The organism is Variovorax fucosicus, assembly GCF_030316825.1.
In the GTDB taxonomy this organism is placed as follows: Bacteria; Pseudomonadota; Gammaproteobacteria; order Burkholderiales; family Burkholderiaceae_C; genus Variovorax; species Variovorax fucosicus.
The window spans coordinates 972298-988808 of record NZ_JASZYU010000001.1 but is presented as its reverse complement, the minus strand read 5'-3'; the positions used below and the strand labels follow the sequence as shown (position 1 = coordinate 988808).

Sequence of the window (16511 nt, the reverse complement as noted above, 5' to 3'; positions counted from 1 at the left end):
GTTGCGCTTGATCTGCTATCGAAAAGATAGCTTCAGACGCCCGGCAGGCGGGCGTTGGCGTCCGATTTCGGGCTTAAAAACGAAGCGTCAGCCAGCCGCGATGCGTTTGGCCAGGTGCGCCAGGGCTTCTTCGACCTGATCCACGAGGATCAGCGACAGGTCGCCCGGTTGCAGCCGCTCGAGGGCGGCGTCGATCGCGATGAATTCGCCGCGGATCTCGTCGATCTGCTGCGTGCGGCGCGCGCCCTGCAGGCCCTGGCGCAGCAACGCCATCACCTCGCCGTCGGCGCGGCCGCGCTGGGCCGCGTCCTGGTAGAGGATCACGTCGTCGAAGGCTTCGCCGAGGATCGCGGTCTGGTCGCGGATGTCGCAGTCGCGCCGGTCGCCGGCGCCGCTGATCACCACCGAGCGCTTGTTCGCCGGCATGGTGTCCACGGCGGCGACCAGTGCCTTCATGGCGTCGGTGTTGTGGCCGTAATCGGCGATCACGGTCGCGCCACGGAACTCCATCACGTTGAAGCGGCCGGGCACGCCGGCCGGATCGTTCATGAAACTCGACAGGCCGCTGCGAATGGTGTCCCAGTCGAGGCCCACGGCCCAGCCCGCGGCCACCGCCGCCATCACGTTCTCGACCTGGAACGGCAGCGTGCCATTGCGCGTGATCGGCACGTCGCGCAGCGGCACGCGCTCGCGCCACGAGCCTTCGGCCGCCACCAGCACGTCGTTGTCGACGTACACCGTGCGCTTGCCCTGGGCGCGGTGCGTGGCCATCACCGGATGCTGGCGATCGGCGGCGAAGAAGATCACGCTGCCGGGGCAGCCGGTCGCCATCGCGGCCACGTTCGGGTCGGCGGCGTTGAGCGCCGCGTAGCCGTCGCTGGCCACGTTGCGCACGATCACGCGCTTGAGCACGGCCAGGTCTTCCACCGTCGTGATGTAGTTCAGGCCGAGATGGTCGCCGCTGCCCACATTGGTGACCACCGCCACCTGGCAGCGGTCGAAGCCCAACCCTTCGCGCAGCACCCCGCCGCGCGCCACTTCGAACACGGCCGCATCCACATCGGGATGCATCAGCACGTTGCGCGCGCTCTTGGGGCCGCTGCAGTCGCCGCTGTCGGTCTGGCGGCCATCGACCCACACGCCATCGGTGTTGGTCATGCCGGTGCGCAGGCCGCTCGAGGCGAGCAGATGGTTGATGAGCCGCGCCGTGGTGGTCTTGCCGTTGGTGCCGGTCACGGCGACCACCGGGATGCGGCCGTCGTCGCCGGCCGCGAACAGGGTGTCGATCACGGCCTCGCCGACCGCACGGCCGCGTCCGAACGAGGGCGAAATGTGCATGCGCAGCCCGGGCGCCGCGTTGACCTCGACCACGCCGCCATGCTGCTCTTCGAGTGGGCGCAGCACGTTCTCGCACACCATGTCGACACCGCAGATGTGCAGGCCGACCATCTGCGCCGCGTCGACCGCGCGCGCCGCGATCTCGGGGTGCACGGTGTCGGTCACGTCGGTGGCGCTGCCGCCGGTCGAGAGGTTCGCGTTGTTGCGCAGCACCACGCGCTGGCCGCGCGTGGGCACGCTGTCAGGGGTCAGGCCCTGGGCCTCGAGCCGGCCGATCGCGATGTCGTCGAGCCGGATCTTGGTGAGCGAGGTGGCATGGCCTTCGCCGCGGCGCGGGTCGAGGTTTACCGTTTCGACCAGCTGGCGCACCGTGCTGCGGCCGTCGCCGATCACCTGTGGCGGATCGCGTCGCGCCGCCGCGACGAGCTTGTCGCCAACCACCAGCAGGCGGAAGTCGAAGCCTGGCAAGAACTTCTCGACCATCACTTCGCCGTACCGGGCGGCGGACTCGCAGGCCGCAGTCAATTGCTCCCGCGTCGTGATGTTGACGGTGACGCCCTTGCCCTGGTTGCCGTCCTGCGGCTTCACCACCACGGGCAGACCAATCTCCAGTGCGGCGGCCCAGCCGTCGTCGGCGTCGGCCACCGGCCGGCCCAGCGGTACCGGCACGCCGGCGGCATTCAGCAACTGCTTGGTGAGTTCCTTGTCCTGCGCGATCGACTCGGCCACGCCGCTGGTGCTGTCGATCTCGGCCGCCTGGATGCGGCGCTGCTTGGCGCCCCAGCCGAACTGCACCAGGCTGCCGCTGGTGAGCCGGCGGTAGGGGATGCCGCGCGCCACACCGGCGTCGACGATCGAGCCCGTGCTCGGGCCCAGGCGCTCCGATTCGTCGAGGTCGCGCAGTTCGGTGATGGCGGCGATGGGATCGAAAGCCGTGTTGTTGAGCGCGGCCTCGATCAGTTGTTCGGCCTGCTTCAGTGCGAGCCGGCCAACGGCCTCTTCGGTGTACTGGACGGTGACCTGGTAGACGCCTTCTTCGGGGGTGGGCGCCGTGTGGCCGAAGCTCACCTGGCAGCCGGCCTGCGTCTGCAGCGCCATGGCCGCGTTTTCGAGCACGTGGGCGAGCGCCAGCGGCTGGCCCAGCACGATCGGGTGCAGTTCGCCGATCATCGGGAACAGCGCGCGCAGCCGCGCTTCGAAGCCGGGCAGTTTCGGTACGGCGTTTTCGTCGCCGCGGCAGGCCACGATGGCTTCGATGGCCGTGTGGCGGCTCCAGAGATTCGGGCCACGCAGGGCGCGGATGCGGGTGACTTCCATGGATCAGGCGAGTTGTTTGTCCGGCGAGGGAATGGTTTGCGACAGCTGCAGCGACGCGAGCGCGGCGTGCAGGTCGGATTCGAAGGCTTCGACGCCAGCGCCGATCAGGTTGAGCGGGATGCCGAGCGCCCAGGCGGCGGCCACGGCGGCCAGCAGGCTGTCGATGCTCACGCCCGCATGGTTGGCGCGCCAGACCGTGAGTCGGCCCAGGCCGGGCAGGAACGATTCGCTGCTGCCATTGGCCAGCACCACGCGGTCTTGCCGCACCAGCACGGCCTTGCCGCCGGCGGCTTGATGGGGCTCCAGCGCTGGCGCAGTCGCGTCGGACGCGTAGAGGATCACGGCGCCGTCGCACAGCGGCGCCAGGCCGGCCACGCGCGGGTCGGCCGCGTTGAGCACGGCCGTGCCTTCGGGCAGCACCACGTCGACCTGGGTGCGCAGCACCTTCACCAGCTGGTCGCTCTCGGTGATGTCGTATTCGGCCAGCGCGCCTGCGCCTTCGAGGTCGGTCACGATGCCGACTTCGCAGCGGTCGTAGGCCAGGCCGTCGCGCAGGATGGTTTCGGCGCCGTTCTCGATCACCACCGCCTGCACCGCGCGGTTCACCAGCAGGCGGTGGCCGGCTTCCCAGTTGGCGCTGCTGCGCGCGTCGACGCGGCGGCGTTCGAGGAACAGGCCGTCGCGGCAGGCCAGGCCGGTATGGCGGCCGCCCAGATTGAGGAGCCAGGCGACCAGCCGCGCCAGCACGGCCGTGTCCTGCGAGCCGGCCACGCCGACCACCGGAATGCGGCCCGGAGCGTCGTCCGGAAACAGGTGGTCGCAGATCGCACGGCCCACCGGGCGCGGCGAACCGACCGCCGGCTTCAGGTGCATCAGCAGGCCGGGGCCGGCGTTGACTTCGACGATCGCGGCGCCCTGCGCGGCGAGCGGCCGGGAGATGTCCTGGGCAACCAGGTCGATGCCGGCGATGTCGAGTCCCACGACCCGGGCGGCCAGCGTCGCCGCATGCGCGACTTCGGGATGGACCTGGTCGGTGCAGTCGACGCCGAGGTTGCCGTTGCGCTGGATCGTGACGACGCGGCCCGCCTCCGGTACGGCTGCAGCGTCGAGTTTCTGGCGCTGCAGCTCGAGCTGCAGCTTGGCGTCGGTCGCGGCATCGATGAAATCGAGCGGAAATTCCTCTTCGACGCCGCGGCGCGGGTCGCTGTTGAGCTGGCTGTCGATCAGCGCGCTCACGGTGGCCTTGCCGTCGCCGGTGACGGTGATGATCTCGCCGCGCGCGGCCGCAACCACCTGGCCGCCGACCACCAGCAGCCTGTGCTCGGAGCCGCGGATGAAGCGCTCGACCATCACGTCGCTGCCTTCGGGCTCGGCCACTGCGAAGGCGGCCTCGACCTCTTCGCGCGTATGCAGCTCGAGCGAGACGCCGCGGCCATGGTTGGCGTCGGACGGCTTCACGACCACCGGCAGGCCGATGTCTTCGGCCGCTTCCCAGGCTTCCGCGGCCGTGGCCACGACCTGGCCTTCGGGCACCGGCACGCCGCAGCTGGCGAGCAGCGACTTGGTGAGCTCCTTGTCGCTCGCGATCGATTCGCCGATGGCGCTGGTGTAGTCGGTCTCGGCCGTCCAGATGCGCTGCTGGTTGGCGCCGTAGCCCAGTTGCACCAGGTTGCCGTTGTTCAGCCGCATGTGCGGAATGCCGCGATCGGTGGCCGCGCTGACGATGCAGGCGGTGCTGGGCCCGAGGTAGCAGTCTTCGACCTTGGCCTTGACTGCGTCGACCGCGCGCTGCACTTCGGCGGCATCGAACGGGTCGTTGTTGATGGCGGCCATCAGCAGGCGGTGGCCTTCGGTCAGCGCCGCGCGGGCAACCTGCTCGTCGCGCGCGCGGAACACCATGCGGTAGACGCCATGCCGCGAGGTACTGCGGGTCTGGCCGAAGCCGGTCGGCATGCTGGCCAGGTTGAGCAGCTCGATCACCACGTGCTCGAGCACATGGCCGGCCCAGGTGCCCTCATTCAGGCGCTGGATGAAGCCGCCGCGCTCACCGACGCCGCAGTGATGCTCGATCAGCGCCGGCAGCAGCGTGGTCAGGCGGTCTGTGAAGCCCGGAATCAGGTTGGAAGGGAAGTCCTCGAGGCGGCCCAGATCGAGCCAGACTTCGAGCACGGGGCGGTAGGTCCAGAGGTTCGGGCCACGCAAATAGTGGGTGCGCAGCAGCTGGATGTCGTCGAAATGGGTCATGGAAACGTTCGATGTGCTTTGACCGAGCACGGACGCGCTCTCAAGCACGTCCATTGTCATCGGTCAGAATCGGCGCCCGTCGGGTGCCATGAGGGGGCCTGCAGTGGGCCAGAGACACAGAAACACAATGCAACATCACGATCCAGTCGGCACCCCGGAGGGCGAAGCAGGGGCGGCTCTGAAAAGCCGGCTCACAGTCGCGGAAAACGTTCTGGCCACGCTCGCGGTTGACCTCGACGCCGAACTTCTGTTTGCAGACGGTTTGCTGGCGCTGACCGAAACCCGCCTGATCGCGCGCGACACCGCCGGTGGGTGGCACGACTGGCCGCTCGCCGAATCCGGGCTGGCGCTGCATTTGCACGACCACGCGGGCGTCGGGACCCTCGATCTGACCGGTGCGCAGGGTCTTCTGGCGCGCTGGCGTTACACCTTGGTGCACCAGACGGCGGCGTTGCGGCTGCTCAAGCTGTTCGAGCAGCGCTCGGCCAGCGTCGCGCAGGTGACAGCCGACGCGGCCGACGCGGCCGAGCGCGAAGACATCGCGGCTGGTGAAACCGAAGCGCAAACCCCGCCGTCGACCTGGGTGCTGCTGCGTCTGGGCCGTTTCGCCCGACCCTACCGCAAGCAACTGATTGCCGGCTTCCTGCTGACGCTGGCGTCGACCGCGGCGACGCTGGTGCCGCCTTATCTGACCATCCCGCTGATGGACGACATCCTGATCCCGTTCCAGAACGGGCAGCAGATTGCGGTCGGCAAGGTCGCGATGTTCCTCACGGCGCTGCTGGCGTCGGCGCTGGCCGGCTGGGCGCTCGGCTGGGCCCGCACCTACCTGCTGGCGCTGGTGTCCGAGCGCATCGGCGCCGATCTGCGCACCACCACCTACGAGCACTTGCTGACGCTGCCGCTCGACTATTTCGGCGGCAAGCGAACCGGCGACCTGATGGCGCGCATCGGCTCCGAAACCGACCGCATCAACGTGTTCCTGTCGCTGCACGCGCTCGACTTCCTCACCGACGTGCTGATGATCGCGATGACCGCGGTGATCCTGGTGTCGATCAACCCGCTGCTGGCGGTGGTCACCCTGGTGCCGCTGCCTTTCATCGCCTGGATGATCCATGTCGTGCGCGACCGGCTGCGCACCGGCTTCGAGAAGATCGACCGCGTCTGGAGCGAGGTCACCAACGTGCTGGCCGACACCATTCCGGGCATCCGCGTGGTGAAGGCCTTTGCGCAGGAAAAGCGCGAGGCCGACCGCTTCCGCGAAGCCAACAAATACAACCTCCAGGTCAACGACAAGCTCAACAAGACCTGGTCGCTGTTCACGCCGAGCGTGTCGCTGCTCACCGAGATCGGCTTGCTCGTGGTCTGGGGCTTCGGCATCTGGCAGGTGGCGCGCGGGCGCATCACGGTCGGGGTGCTGACGGCCTTCATCGCCTACATCGGGCGCTTCTACACGCGCCTGGATTCGATGAGCCGCATCGTCTCGGTCACGCAGAAGGCCGCCGCCGGCGCCAAGCGCATCTTCGACATCCTCGACCACGTGAGCAACGTGCCGGAGCCGGCGAATCCGGTCAAGGTCGAGCAGTTGCAGGGGCAGATCGAGATGAAGGGCCTGGGCTTTCGCTACGGCTCGCGCGCCGTGATCCGGGACCTCGACCTGACGATCCGCCCCGGCGAGATGATCGGCCTGGTCGGCCACAGCGGCTCGGGCAAGAGCACCCTGGTCAACCTGATCTGCCGCTTCTACGACGTGACCGACGGCGCCATCAAGGTCGACGGCACCGACATTCGCCGCTTCGCCGTGGCCGATTACCGGCGCCATGTCGGCCTGGTGCTGCAGGAGCCCTTTTTGTTCTTCGGCACCATCGCGCAGAACATCGCCTACGGCAAGCCCGAAGCGACGCGCGAGGAGATCGTTGCGGCGGCCCGCGCGGCCCATGCACACGACTTCATCCTGCGCCTCCCGCACGGCTACGACTCGCTGGTGGGCGAACGCGGCCAGGGTCTTTCGGGCGGGGAGCGCCAGCGCATCAGCATCGCAAGGGCGCTGCTGATCGACCCGCGCATCCTGATCCTCGACGAGGCCACCTCGGCGGTCGACACCGAGACCGAGAAAGAAATCCAGAAGGCGCTCGACAACCTGGTGAAGGGCCGCACCACGATCGCGATCGCGCACCGCCTGTCGACGCTGCGCAAGGCGGACCGTCTCGTGGTGATGGACCGCGGCGAGGTGGTCGAGGTCGGGCCGCACGACGCACTCATGGAGAAGCAGGGCGCCTACTGGCGGCTCTACCAGGCCCAGCTGCGGCAGGCCGACGAGGAAGACGCCGACGCGGCAGCCGCCGAGCGCAGCGCGGTCGCGGCCGTGCTGCACACCCATGCGGCGCATCCGGCGGGGGAAGCATGATGACGACGAACTTTCAACTCGAGCGCGACGACTTCGGACGGCTGGTGCTGATCGACGCCGAAGGCGAGCGCCATGTGGGCATCGTGCCGGTTCGCGCGTTTCCCCTGACGGCGCCGGATCAGGGGCTTTCGCTGGTCGGCAGCGACGGGCGTGAGCAGGTCTGGATCGACCGCATCGACCAGTTGCCGGCGGCCATGCGCGCCACCCTCGATGCCGACCTGGCGGCGCGCGACTTCGCACCGATCCTCCAGAAGCTGCACCGCGTGTCGAGCTTTGGCGTGCCGAGCACCTGGCATGTGAGCACCGATCGCGGCGAGACCGAATTCGTGCTGAAGGCCGAGGAAGATATCCGCCGGCTGGAAGGCGGCGCGCTGCTGATCGGCAGCGCACATGGCGTGCAGTTCCGCATTCCCGATGTCAAGGCGCTGGACCGCGGCTCGCGCAGGTTGCTGGAGCGCTTTCTCTAGGAAAGCGGCCGAAAGCGCGAGTTGCCTGGCTCCAGCGTGGGTTGCTGCCTGGCCGCCTTCGCCCACCGGTGACCCCATTGCGTCAACGGCTTCTCGAACCCGCGGAAGAGAACATCCGACACGGCCAGCGCCAGCACGAACGCGCCGCCGAGCAGCAGCGGCCCCGCCACCGTGCCGGGCAGCACGGCAATGAGGGCCTGGGCTGCCAGGTACTGAACCAGGTACATCGCGTACGACCGTTGCCCGATGAAAACGAGGAACTGCCGGGACAACACCCGGCCGATGCCGGTGCGCGCCACCAGCGATGGCAGCAACAGCCCCACCAGCACGGTGTAGAGGGCAATCATCTGCGGCTCGCCGAGGTGCTTGGCGATGACGACCGACTTGCGGTGCATCACGAACAGCGCCAGCGCGATGGCGAGGGCCACCCCATCGCGCATCAGTGCGCGCGCCCAGCGAAAGGTGCTGCGCGTGTGCATCGCGATGGCCACCAGCGAGCCGATCAGCATGCCCAGGTAATGCCAGGGCGAGAACCAGGCCGGCGGGATGTGGCTGAGCCAGATCGCCACCAGCACCATCACGCAGCCAAGGGCCGTGGCGAAGCGTGACGCGACCGTGGTGCCGAGCAGCGCGAACAGCAGCGGCCACACCAGGTAGTACTTCCATTCCACGCCCAGCGTCCACGTCATGTGGAGCGGCGCAAGGTCGGCGAACTCGTTCAGGAAAGTGAGGTAGTACGGCGTTGCCGCCTTCATCTGCGCCCACGGTTCGCCCTGCGCAAACCAGCTCTGGGCCAGCACAACAAGGTAGACGAGCAAGTAGAGCGGCAGGATCCGCGTACTGCGGCGGATGTAGAACGCCTTCAGCGACACGCCGCCGGTGGCATCGTGTTCGCGCAGCAGCAGCGTGGTGATCAGAAAGCCGGAGAGAACAAAAAAGGCGTAGACACCCAGCCAGCCGGAGAGCTTGGCCCAGGCCGGTCCACCGAAATGAAAGGTGAAGACGAGAAAAACGGAAACGGCACGCAAGCCGTCCAGGGCTGCGAAACTCCGTGTCTCCAGAAACTTGTCGTGGTCGCCTTGCGACCCACTTGCGCGCATTCGATCAGCCTCTTCCCAAAGAGGCCTTGATTTTCCCCGGAAGCGGTCAGCGCGAACTGATCCAGCGCAATGCGGCGAGCCCCGCTGTTGCAGAGACGCCACTGACGAACGTGCCCCAGGCCATGTCGATCAACGACAGGCCGACCGGCCAGCCGCGCACCGCGGCGAGGTTGGTCAGGTCGTAGGTGCCGTACGCGAACAGGCCGAACAGCGCGCCCAGCAGTGCCGCACGCGCGAGGCTGTCCGCCGCCATCCCGGGCAGCACCGCGAAGATCACCAGCCCGACCGGGTACATCAGGTAGAACAGCGCGGCAACTGCGAGCCGCGGCTGCGGCGCCATCAGATTGCCCATGCCCTGCTGGTACAGCCCCTTGGCGATCACGCCCAGCCAGAGCAGGTCGATCGCGATCATTGCAATGAAGGTGGCGGCCCAAGCCAGCAGGTATCGGGTGGTCATGCGCCGGATCGTAGCGACCGAACCGGGGGATGCTGCGAAACTTGCGCGCTTGGCCTACAGCGGCTTTTCCAGACCGAAACTTCCGATGCACACGACCGCCCTTGTCCTGTTTTCCGGCGGGCAGGACTCCACCACCTGCCTGGCCCAGGCGCTCTCCAAATACGAACGCGTGGAAACGCTCGGCTTCGACTACGGCCAGCGCCACCGCGTCGAGCTCGACATGCGCGGCGTGGTGCTGGCCCACCTGCGCGAGCGCTTTCCGGCCTGGGCGCCGCGGCTTGGCGAAGACCACACGCTCACGCTCGACGCGTTGCACCAGCTCGGTGGCTCCTCGCTCACCGACGAGGTGGCGTTCGCGATGCAGGCGGACGGCTTGCCCAACACCTTCGTGCCGGGACGCAACCTGCTGTTCCTCACGCTCGCCGGTGCGCTGGCCTATCGCCGCGGGCTGCAGGTGATCGTCACCGGCGTCTGCGAAACCGACTTCTCGGGCTATCCGGACTGCCGCGACGACACCATGAAGGCGATGCAACTCGCGCTGTCGCTCGGGCTGGAGCGGCGCCTGCTGATCGAGACGCCGCTGATGTGGATCGACAAGGCCGACACCTGGCGGCTCGCCGATTCGCTCGGCGGCCAGCCGTTGATCGACCTGATCGTCGAAGACACCCACACCTGCTACCTCGGCGACCGCGTGCATCGCCATGCCTGGGGCTATGGCTGTGGCACCTGTCCGGCCTGCGAACTGCGCCAGCGGGGCTGGGAGCGCTATTCGGTGCGCGAAGCGAACGCGTCGTCGAGGCCGTAGTCGCGCTCGACCTTGCAAATGCGCGTCTTGTAGTCGGTGTACCAGGTGCTGCGACCGGTCTGCTGCGCGACCAGGTGCTCGGCGTTGGCCTTCCAGGCACGGATCGAGGCGAGGTCGCGCCAGTAGCTCACCGTGATGCCGAGGCCTTCCCGGGCCGACTCGACGCCGAGGTAGCCCGGCTGCTGTGCCGCGAGCGCGTCCATGCGCTCGGCCATGGCGCCATAGCCGTTGTCGCCGTCGGTGCGCAGCGAGCTGAAGATCACGGCGTAGTAGGGCGGCTCGGGCGTGTCGGCGATGGTCATGCGGAGGCTCCTTCAATGCGCAGGCGGTAGCGGGCCGGCGCGCCTTCGGCCTCCGGCACGAGCGTCCAGCGCTGTCGGTGGTGGTCGGCCACGGCGGCCCGGTGCGCGATCGACACCATGGCGCCGCCGGCGGAATGCACGGTCGCCGCGAGCCGTTTGTACAGGGTGCTCTCGGCCTCGGCATCGAGTGCGCTGGTGGCTTCGTCGGCGAACAGCCAGGCCGGCTTCTTGAGCAGCACCCGCGCGATCGCAAGGCGCTGCTGTTCCCCGCCCGAAAGCTTCTGACTCCACGCGTCGCTGTCGTCGAGCCGGCCGGCCAAGTCGGGCAGCAGGGCGTCGGCGAGCGCTTTCTTCAGCGCCTCGTCGCTGTAGTCGGCAGCGGGGTTCGGGTAGGCCAGGGCATCACGCAGGGTGCCGTCCGGCACGTAGGGCCGCTGCGGAATGAACATCGCGTTGCCCGGCACGTTGACGTGCCCGCGCGCGAAGGGCCAGATGCCAGCGAAAGCGCGGAACAGGGTCGACTTGCCACTGCCCGAAGGCCCTTGCAACAGCACCGTGTCACCGGGCTGCACCGCCAGCGCCGCGCCGGCCAGCAGCGGCGTACCGTCCGGCAGGGTCACGTCGAGATCCCTCGTTGCGAGGGCGTTGTCCATGTGCCCGCGCACCAGCGCGCCGTCCGGCTTGGCATGCGCCTGCATCGCGTCGTCGAAGCTCGTGAGCCGGTCGGCGGTGGCACGCCAGGCGGCCACGCTGTCGTAGTTTTCGACGAACCACGACAGCGCATCCTGCACCGTGCTAAAGGTGCGCGAGATCTGCATCAGCTCACCGAACTGGATCGCGCCGCTGAAGAAGCGCGGCGCCGCCAGGAAGAACGGGAACACCACCGACAACTGGGCGAAGGAGGCGGTGAAAGCCACCAGGTTCTTTTGCTGCCGAACCAGCGCGAGGTAGTTGCGCAGCACGCTCGAAAACCGAGTATCGAGCTGTGCATGCTCGACCGTCTCCCCGCGATCCAGTGCGATCGCCTCGCTGTGCTCGCGCACGCGCACCAAGTGATGGCGGAAGTCGGCCTCGAAACGTTGCTGGCGAAAATTGAGGCCGATCAGCGAGCGACCGATGAAGTGCGTGATGGTGGTGCCGACGACGCAATACAGCACGGCCACCCAGACCATGTAGCCAGGGATGTTGAAGGCGTGCCCGGCCAGCGTGAAGGAGAGCGGGCCCGACAGTGACCACAGGATGCCGATGAAGGTGACCAGCGTCACGACCGAGTTCAGGATGCCCATCGACAGCGACACCGTGCTGGCGGTGAAAAGATGCATGTCCTCCTGGAGGCGCTGGTCGGGGTTGTCGGGATTGACCGGTTGCGCGCCTGAACCGGCCGCGGGCTTGGCATAGCGTGCGAGTTCCAGCCGGTAGAAGGTGTGGTGCGCCATCCAGCGCGCCATATAGCTGCGCGTCATCCATGCCCGCCAGCGAACCTGCAGCAACTGCGTGAGGTAGAACTTGAGCACGGCCACCAGAATGCCCGCCATCGCAATGTAGGTAAAGCGCAGCAGCTGCGTCCAGAACACTGGCTGGTTCTTGGCCTGCAGGGCGTCGTAGAAGACGCGGCTCCAGTCGTTGATGAGCACCGTGACGTAAACCGTGCCGAGGTTCAGTACCACCACGCACAGCAGAAGGCCGCGCGCCTTCCACTTTTCCTCGGATCGGAAGTACGGCGCCGCGAGGCGCCAAACGCGGCGCAGGGTGGCGAGGAAGGACTGGGTTTGCGAGAGCGCAGTGGAAGGGGCCATCTGCCGATCGTAGCGTCGGCGGCGCTGCCTCCCTTAGGCGGCGCTGAAGCGGATGGCCGCTCAGTCCCCCTTCGGCTTCGGCAGCACCGGCGTCGAGCCGGGCGCCAGCAGGCCGGTGCGGGTGTACGCCATGAGCTTGTCGCGTGTGTCGACGATGTCGAGGTTGCGCATCGTGAGCTGGCCGATGCGGTCTTGCGGCGAGAACGCGCCTTCGACCTTTTCCATGCTCAGCCGCTCGGGCTTGTAGGTGAGGTTGGGCGAATCGGTGTTGAGCAGCGAATAGTCGTTGCCGCGGCGCAGCTCGAGGGTCACCTCGCCGGTGATCGCGCTGGCCACCCAGCGCTGCGCGGTTTCGCGCAGCATGATCGCCTGCGGATCAAACCAGCGGCCCTGGTAGAGCAGGCGGCCGAGTTTCAGGCCGTTCATGCGGTATTGCTCGATGGTGTCTTCGTTGTGGATGCCGGTCACCAGGCGTTCGTAGGCGATGAACAGCAGCGCGAGGCCGGGCGCCTCGTAGATGCCGCGGCTCTTGGCCTCGATGATGCGGTTTTCGATCTGGTCGCTCATGCCCAGGCCGTGGCGGCCGCCGATGCGGTTGGCTTCCATCAGCAGATCGACGGAATTGGCAAAGGTCTTGCCGTTCAGCGCGACCGGCACGCCTTCCTCGAAGCGCACGGAGACTTCTTCGGTTTTGACGACCACGTCGTCTTTCCAGAACGCCACACCCATGATCGGCTGCACGATCTTCATGCCGCTCGACAGGTGTTCCAGATCCTTGGCCTCGTGCGTGGCGCCGAGCATGTTGGAGTCGGTCGAGTAGGCCTTTTCGGCCGACATCTTGTAGCCGAAGCCGTGCTGCGTCATGAAAGCCGACATTTCGGCGCGGCCGCCGAGCTCGTCGATGAAGAGCTGGTCGAGCCAGGGCTTGTAGATCTTGAGCGCCGGGTTGGTGAGCAGGCCGTAGCGGTAGAAGCGCTCGATGTCGTTGCCCTTGTAGGTGCTGCCGTCGCCCCAGATGTTGACGTCGTCGTCCTTCATTGCCGCGACCAGCATCGTGCCGGTGACCGCACGGCCGATCGGCGTGGTGTTGAAGTAGGTGATGCCCGCGGTGGAGATGTGGAAGGCGCCCGACTGCAGCGCGGCGATGCCTTCATTGACCAGTTGCGTGCGGCAGTCGATCAGGCGGGCGGCTTCGGCGCCGTACTGCGTGGCCTTGCGCGGGATCTCCTCGTAGTCGGGCTCGTCGGGCTGGCCGAGGTTGGCGGTGTAGGCGTAGGGCAGGGCGCCCTTCTGCTTCATCCAGAGCAGCGCGGCGCTGGTGTCGAGGCCGCCGGAGAACGCGATGCCGACCTTCTGGCCGGTGGGGATGTGCTGGAGGATGGTGGACATGGACAAGTGGGCCGGGCGAGCCACGGCGCAATGAGGGGAAAAAACGGGGACCGCGTATTTTCGGTGCTTTTTCAGCGCGGGTTGCTGACGCCGCTCGATACGTGCCCGGAAGGCACATGGCGCGCCGCCGCATCGACGTGGCCGGTCTGGTCGTCGAAGAAGAAATCGGGTTCGAACTCGCGCAAGAACTCGCCTTTGGGCAGGCCGCCGAGGAACATCGCTTCGTCGACCCGGATGTTCCAGTTCATCAGCGTGCGGATCGCGCGCTCGTGGGCCGGTGCGCTGCGCGCCGTGACCAGCGCGGTGCGGATGCGCATCTGGGCATTGCCGGCCAACTGCAACCGGTGCAGCGCGGCCAGCAGCGGCTTGAACGGGCCGCCCGGCAACGGCAGCGCTGCCTTGCTCGATTCGTGCAACTGGAATGCGTCGAGCCCTTCGGCCTGGAATACGCGCTCGGCTTCGTCGCTGAACAGCACCGCGTCGCCGTCGAAGGCGATGCGCACTTCGTTCGGGTATGCATCGCTGGCCTTGACCGACTCGACCAGCACGCGCGCCGCCGGAAAGCCCGCATTCAGCGCCTCGCGCACGTCTTCGGCATTGACCGAGAGGAACAGGTGCGCACCCAGTGGCCGCAAATAACCATACGGCGGCCGCCCCTGCGTGAAAACACCGCGTTGCAGCTTGATGCCGGCCGCGCCGCCGGAGCGGAACACGCGCATGCCCGACACCGGGTCGTTGCGCGACAGGATCACGACCTCGACCCGCTCGGTGCCGTCCTCGTTGAAGCGCAACAACTTCTGCACCAGCGAGTAGGCGATGCCCGGCTGCGCCGGCACATCGAGCCGCTCGAACTGCAGCCGCATGTAGCCCTCAGGGTCGCCCGATTCGAACAAGCGGTTCTCTTCTTCGAGGTTGAACAGGGCGCGCGAGGAGATCGCGACGACCAGCTTGTCCCCCAGCGTCACCGGCATGCGTGCACCCTGAGCTTCATTTGACGAATTGGTTGAGCTGGATGATCGGCATCAGGACCGCCAGCACGATCAGCATCACGACCCCGCCCATCGCCACGATCAGCAGCGGTTCGAGGATGGTCGCCAGGTGCATCGCGCGGCGCTGCACTTCGGCGCCGAGCTGGTTGGCGGCGCGCTGCAGCATCAGCGGCAACTGGCCGGTTTGCTCGCCGAGTCGCGCGAACATCGAGACCAGGCCGGGAAAGCGTTTTTTCTGCGAGAGCGCCGAGGCGAGCGGCGCGCCTTCGCGCACCAGCACCAGCGCGTCTAGCGCGTCGGCGCGCATCGCGTGGTTGCCCAGCGTTTCGGCCGCGGCCTGCAGCGCACGCAGGATCGGCACGCCGGCCGTCGCCAGCATCGCCAGCGTGCTGGCGAAGCGTGCCGCGTTGTAGCCGCGGGCCAGTTTGCCGACCAGCGGCAGCTTCAGCCAGGCGGCATCGAACTTCAGGCGGAACGAGGCGTTGGCGAGCGCCATCCGGGCGCCCACGACAAACAGCACGAAAGCAGCCAGGAGCACCCAGCCGTAGTCGCGCACGAACGCGCTGATCGCCAGCATGGCCGAGGTGAGAAACGGCAGCGCCCGCTTGGTGCCGGCGAACACGTTGGCGACCTGCGGCACGACGTAGGTCACCAGAAAGATCACGATGGCGATGGCCACCAGCGTCACGATGGCCGGATAGAGCGCCGCGCCCACCAGTTTCTGCTGCAGCGCCTGGCGCTGCTCGAGGTCGTCGGCCAGTCGTTCGAGCACCAGGCCGAGGTTGCCGGTTTGCTCGCCGGCGCTGATCACGGCGGTGTAGATCGGCGTGAACTCGCGCGGGTGCCGCGCCAGCGCGCGGCCGAATTGCGAGCCGGCGTTCACCTCGGCGCGCAGCGATGCGATCAGGTTGCGCTCGGCTTCGGTTTCGGCTTCTTCGGTCAGCGCGGTGAGTGCGCGCTCCAGCGTGAGGCCGGACGAGACGAGCCCGGCAATCTGGCGTGTCCAGACGGCGAGGCCGGTGGCGTTGAACACCCGTCCGCCGCCGAACCAGCGCCGCCAGCCGCCGCGATCGGGCGTGTCCGGGTTCTGGCCGCCGACCGAGGCGACCGTCAGCGGAATCAGCGCCTGCGCGCGCAGCAGCCCGCGAGCGGCGCGTGCCGTGTCGGCCTCCAGCACGCCTTTGCGGGTCTGGCCCTGTTGGTCTATGGCTTCAAAGGAATAGGCGGGCATGGTGGTTGTCGGCAAAATGCGCGAGCCTGCATTGTCGGCGTTTGGCACCGTTCTTCGCCGCCTTGTGTTTCGCAATCGACCATTGAGGAGACTCTGCCATGTCGTTGCTTCATTTCATTGCCGGCGCCGCGCTGCTTGGCGCGTTTTCGCTCCCCGCGGCGGCTCAGCCCACCTACGACGGTTACCTCTGCTGCAACGTGCGCTCCGACGGCAGCTGGATCAGCGACAGCAACTATGCCGAAAGCGGTAAGCGCGTGATTCCGGTCGGCACGCCGACCCGGGTGACGGGCTATGGCCGCAGCCGCGTGCAGGTGGAAATCAACGGCGCCAAGCAGGCGATCGGCAACGACTACAGCCGCGATCTCGATCTGGGCACTTTCGCCAAACGCTGGGTGGTGACCGAGGATCCCTCGGCCAAGATCGCAAAATTTCCACCGAAGATCCGCGATGCCATCAAGTCCGCACGCATCGCCAAAGGCATGACGCGCGAACAGGTGGCGATGGCGGTCGGCTACCCGATCAGCAGCGAGAACCCGAACCTCGACGCGCCGACCTGGCGCATGTGGCTCGGCAGCTTCAGCGAGTTCCAGGTGCAGTTCGACCGATCGGGCCGGGTCAGCGAAGTGACGACCGACCCGCAGACGCGCAATCTGGTGGTGATGGACTGAG

The 16511-nt window shown here is 67.5% G+C and carries 13 protein-coding genes; 4 read left to right on the top strand and 9 right to left on the bottom strand.

Going from position 1 to position 16511, the window contains the following annotated elements; translation table 11 throughout:
• Window positions 1-87: 87 nt before the first annotated feature.
• A complete protein-coding gene (cphA, locus tag QTI05_RS04655; RefSeq protein WP_286623099.1) occupies window positions 88-2655 on the bottom strand; it encodes a cyanophycin synthetase in 2568 nt (855 codons plus the stop codon).
• Window positions 2656-2658: 3 nt separating this feature from the next.
• Window positions 2659-4899, bottom strand: a complete 2241-nt coding sequence (locus QTI05_RS04650; protein WP_286623097.1) for a cyanophycin synthetase — start codon at window positions 4897-4899, stop codon at window positions 2659-2661.
• A gap of 127 nt (window positions 4900-5026) precedes the next feature.
• On the opposite strand from QTI05_RS04650, the gene QTI05_RS04645 reads away from it, so the two are divergent.
• On the top strand, window positions 5027-7306 hold the full coding sequence (locus QTI05_RS04645) for a cyanophycin metabolism-associated ABC transporter (protein ID WP_286623095.1): 2280 nt from the start codon (window positions 5027-5029) through the stop codon (window positions 7304-7306).
• Window positions 7303-7773: a cyanophycin metabolism-associated DUF1854 family protein gene (locus tag QTI05_RS04640; RefSeq protein ID WP_286623093.1), complete on the top strand. Its 471-nt coding sequence runs from the start codon at window positions 7303-7305 to the stop codon at window positions 7771-7773. The genes QTI05_RS04645 and QTI05_RS04640 overlap by 4 nt, the downstream gene beginning before the upstream one ends.
• On the opposite strand, the gene QTI05_RS04635 is transcribed toward QTI05_RS04640, so the two are convergent.
• Together QTI05_RS04635 and QTI05_RS04630 are read right to left on the bottom strand one after the other, a co-directional pair.
• A complete protein-coding gene (locus QTI05_RS04635) occupies window positions 7770-8873 on the bottom strand; it encodes an acyltransferase family protein (RefSeq protein WP_286623092.1) in 1104 nt (367 codons plus the stop codon). The two genes, QTI05_RS04640 and QTI05_RS04635, sit on opposite strands and share 4 nt — an antisense overlap.
• Before the next feature lie 46 nt (window positions 8874-8919).
• Window positions 8920-9330, bottom strand: coding sequence for a DUF2177 family protein (locus tag QTI05_RS04630; protein WP_286623091.1), 411 nt, complete (start codon window positions 9328-9330; stop codon window positions 8920-8922).
• Window positions 9331-9415: 85 nt separating this feature from the next.
• Between QTI05_RS04630 and queC the strand changes: the two genes are divergently transcribed.
• The gene (gene queC, locus QTI05_RS04625; RefSeq protein WP_286623090.1) at window positions 9416-10135 is read left to right on the top strand and encodes a 7-cyano-7-deazaguanine synthase QueC; all 720 of its coding nucleotides are present in this window, start codon (window positions 9416-9418) and stop codon (window positions 10133-10135) included.
• Here queC and QTI05_RS04620 read toward each other — a convergent pair.
• The 5 genes from QTI05_RS04620 to gspF all read right to left on the bottom strand — a co-directional run bounded on the left by QTI05_RS04620 (window position 10096) and on the right by gspF (window position 15842).
• Window positions 10096-10437: an antibiotic biosynthesis monooxygenase family protein gene (locus QTI05_RS04620; RefSeq protein WP_286623088.1), complete on the bottom strand. Its 342-nt coding sequence runs from the start codon at window positions 10435-10437 to the stop codon at window positions 10096-10098. The genes queC and QTI05_RS04620 overlap by 40 nt on opposite strands.
• Window positions 10434-12233, bottom strand: a complete 1800-nt coding sequence (locus tag QTI05_RS04615; protein ID WP_286623086.1) for an ABC transporter ATP-binding protein/permease — start codon at window positions 12231-12233, stop codon at window positions 10434-10436. The genes QTI05_RS04620 and QTI05_RS04615 overlap by 4 nt, the downstream gene beginning before the upstream one ends.
• A gap of 60 nt (window positions 12234-12293) precedes the next feature.
• Window positions 12294-13622 (bottom strand): argininosuccinate synthase, encoded by a 1329-nt coding sequence (argG, locus tag QTI05_RS04610; RefSeq protein ID WP_286623085.1) that lies wholly within the window; start codon window positions 13620-13622, stop codon window positions 12294-12296.
• A gap of 71 nt (window positions 13623-13693) precedes the next feature.
• Window positions 13694-14593 carry a 5'-nucleotidase gene (locus tag QTI05_RS04605; RefSeq protein WP_286623084.1) on the bottom strand — a complete coding sequence of 300 codons (900 nt, stop codon included), beginning with the start codon at window positions 14591-14593 and terminating at the stop codon, window positions 13694-13696.
• A 16-nt stretch (window positions 14594-14609) separates the two neighbouring features.
• On the bottom strand, window positions 14610-15842 hold the full coding sequence (gene gspF / locus QTI05_RS04600) for a type II secretion system inner membrane protein GspF (protein WP_286623083.1): 1233 nt from the start codon (window positions 15840-15842) through the stop codon (window positions 14610-14612).
• Between the two features lie 98 nt (window positions 15843-15940).
• Here gspF and QTI05_RS04595 point away from each other — a divergent pair, with 98 nt between their 5' ends.
• On the top strand, window positions 15941-16510 hold the full coding sequence (locus tag QTI05_RS04595; RefSeq protein WP_286623082.1) for a hypothetical protein: 570 nt from the start codon (window positions 15941-15943) through the stop codon (window positions 16508-16510).
• Window position 16511: the final 1 nt, after the last annotated feature.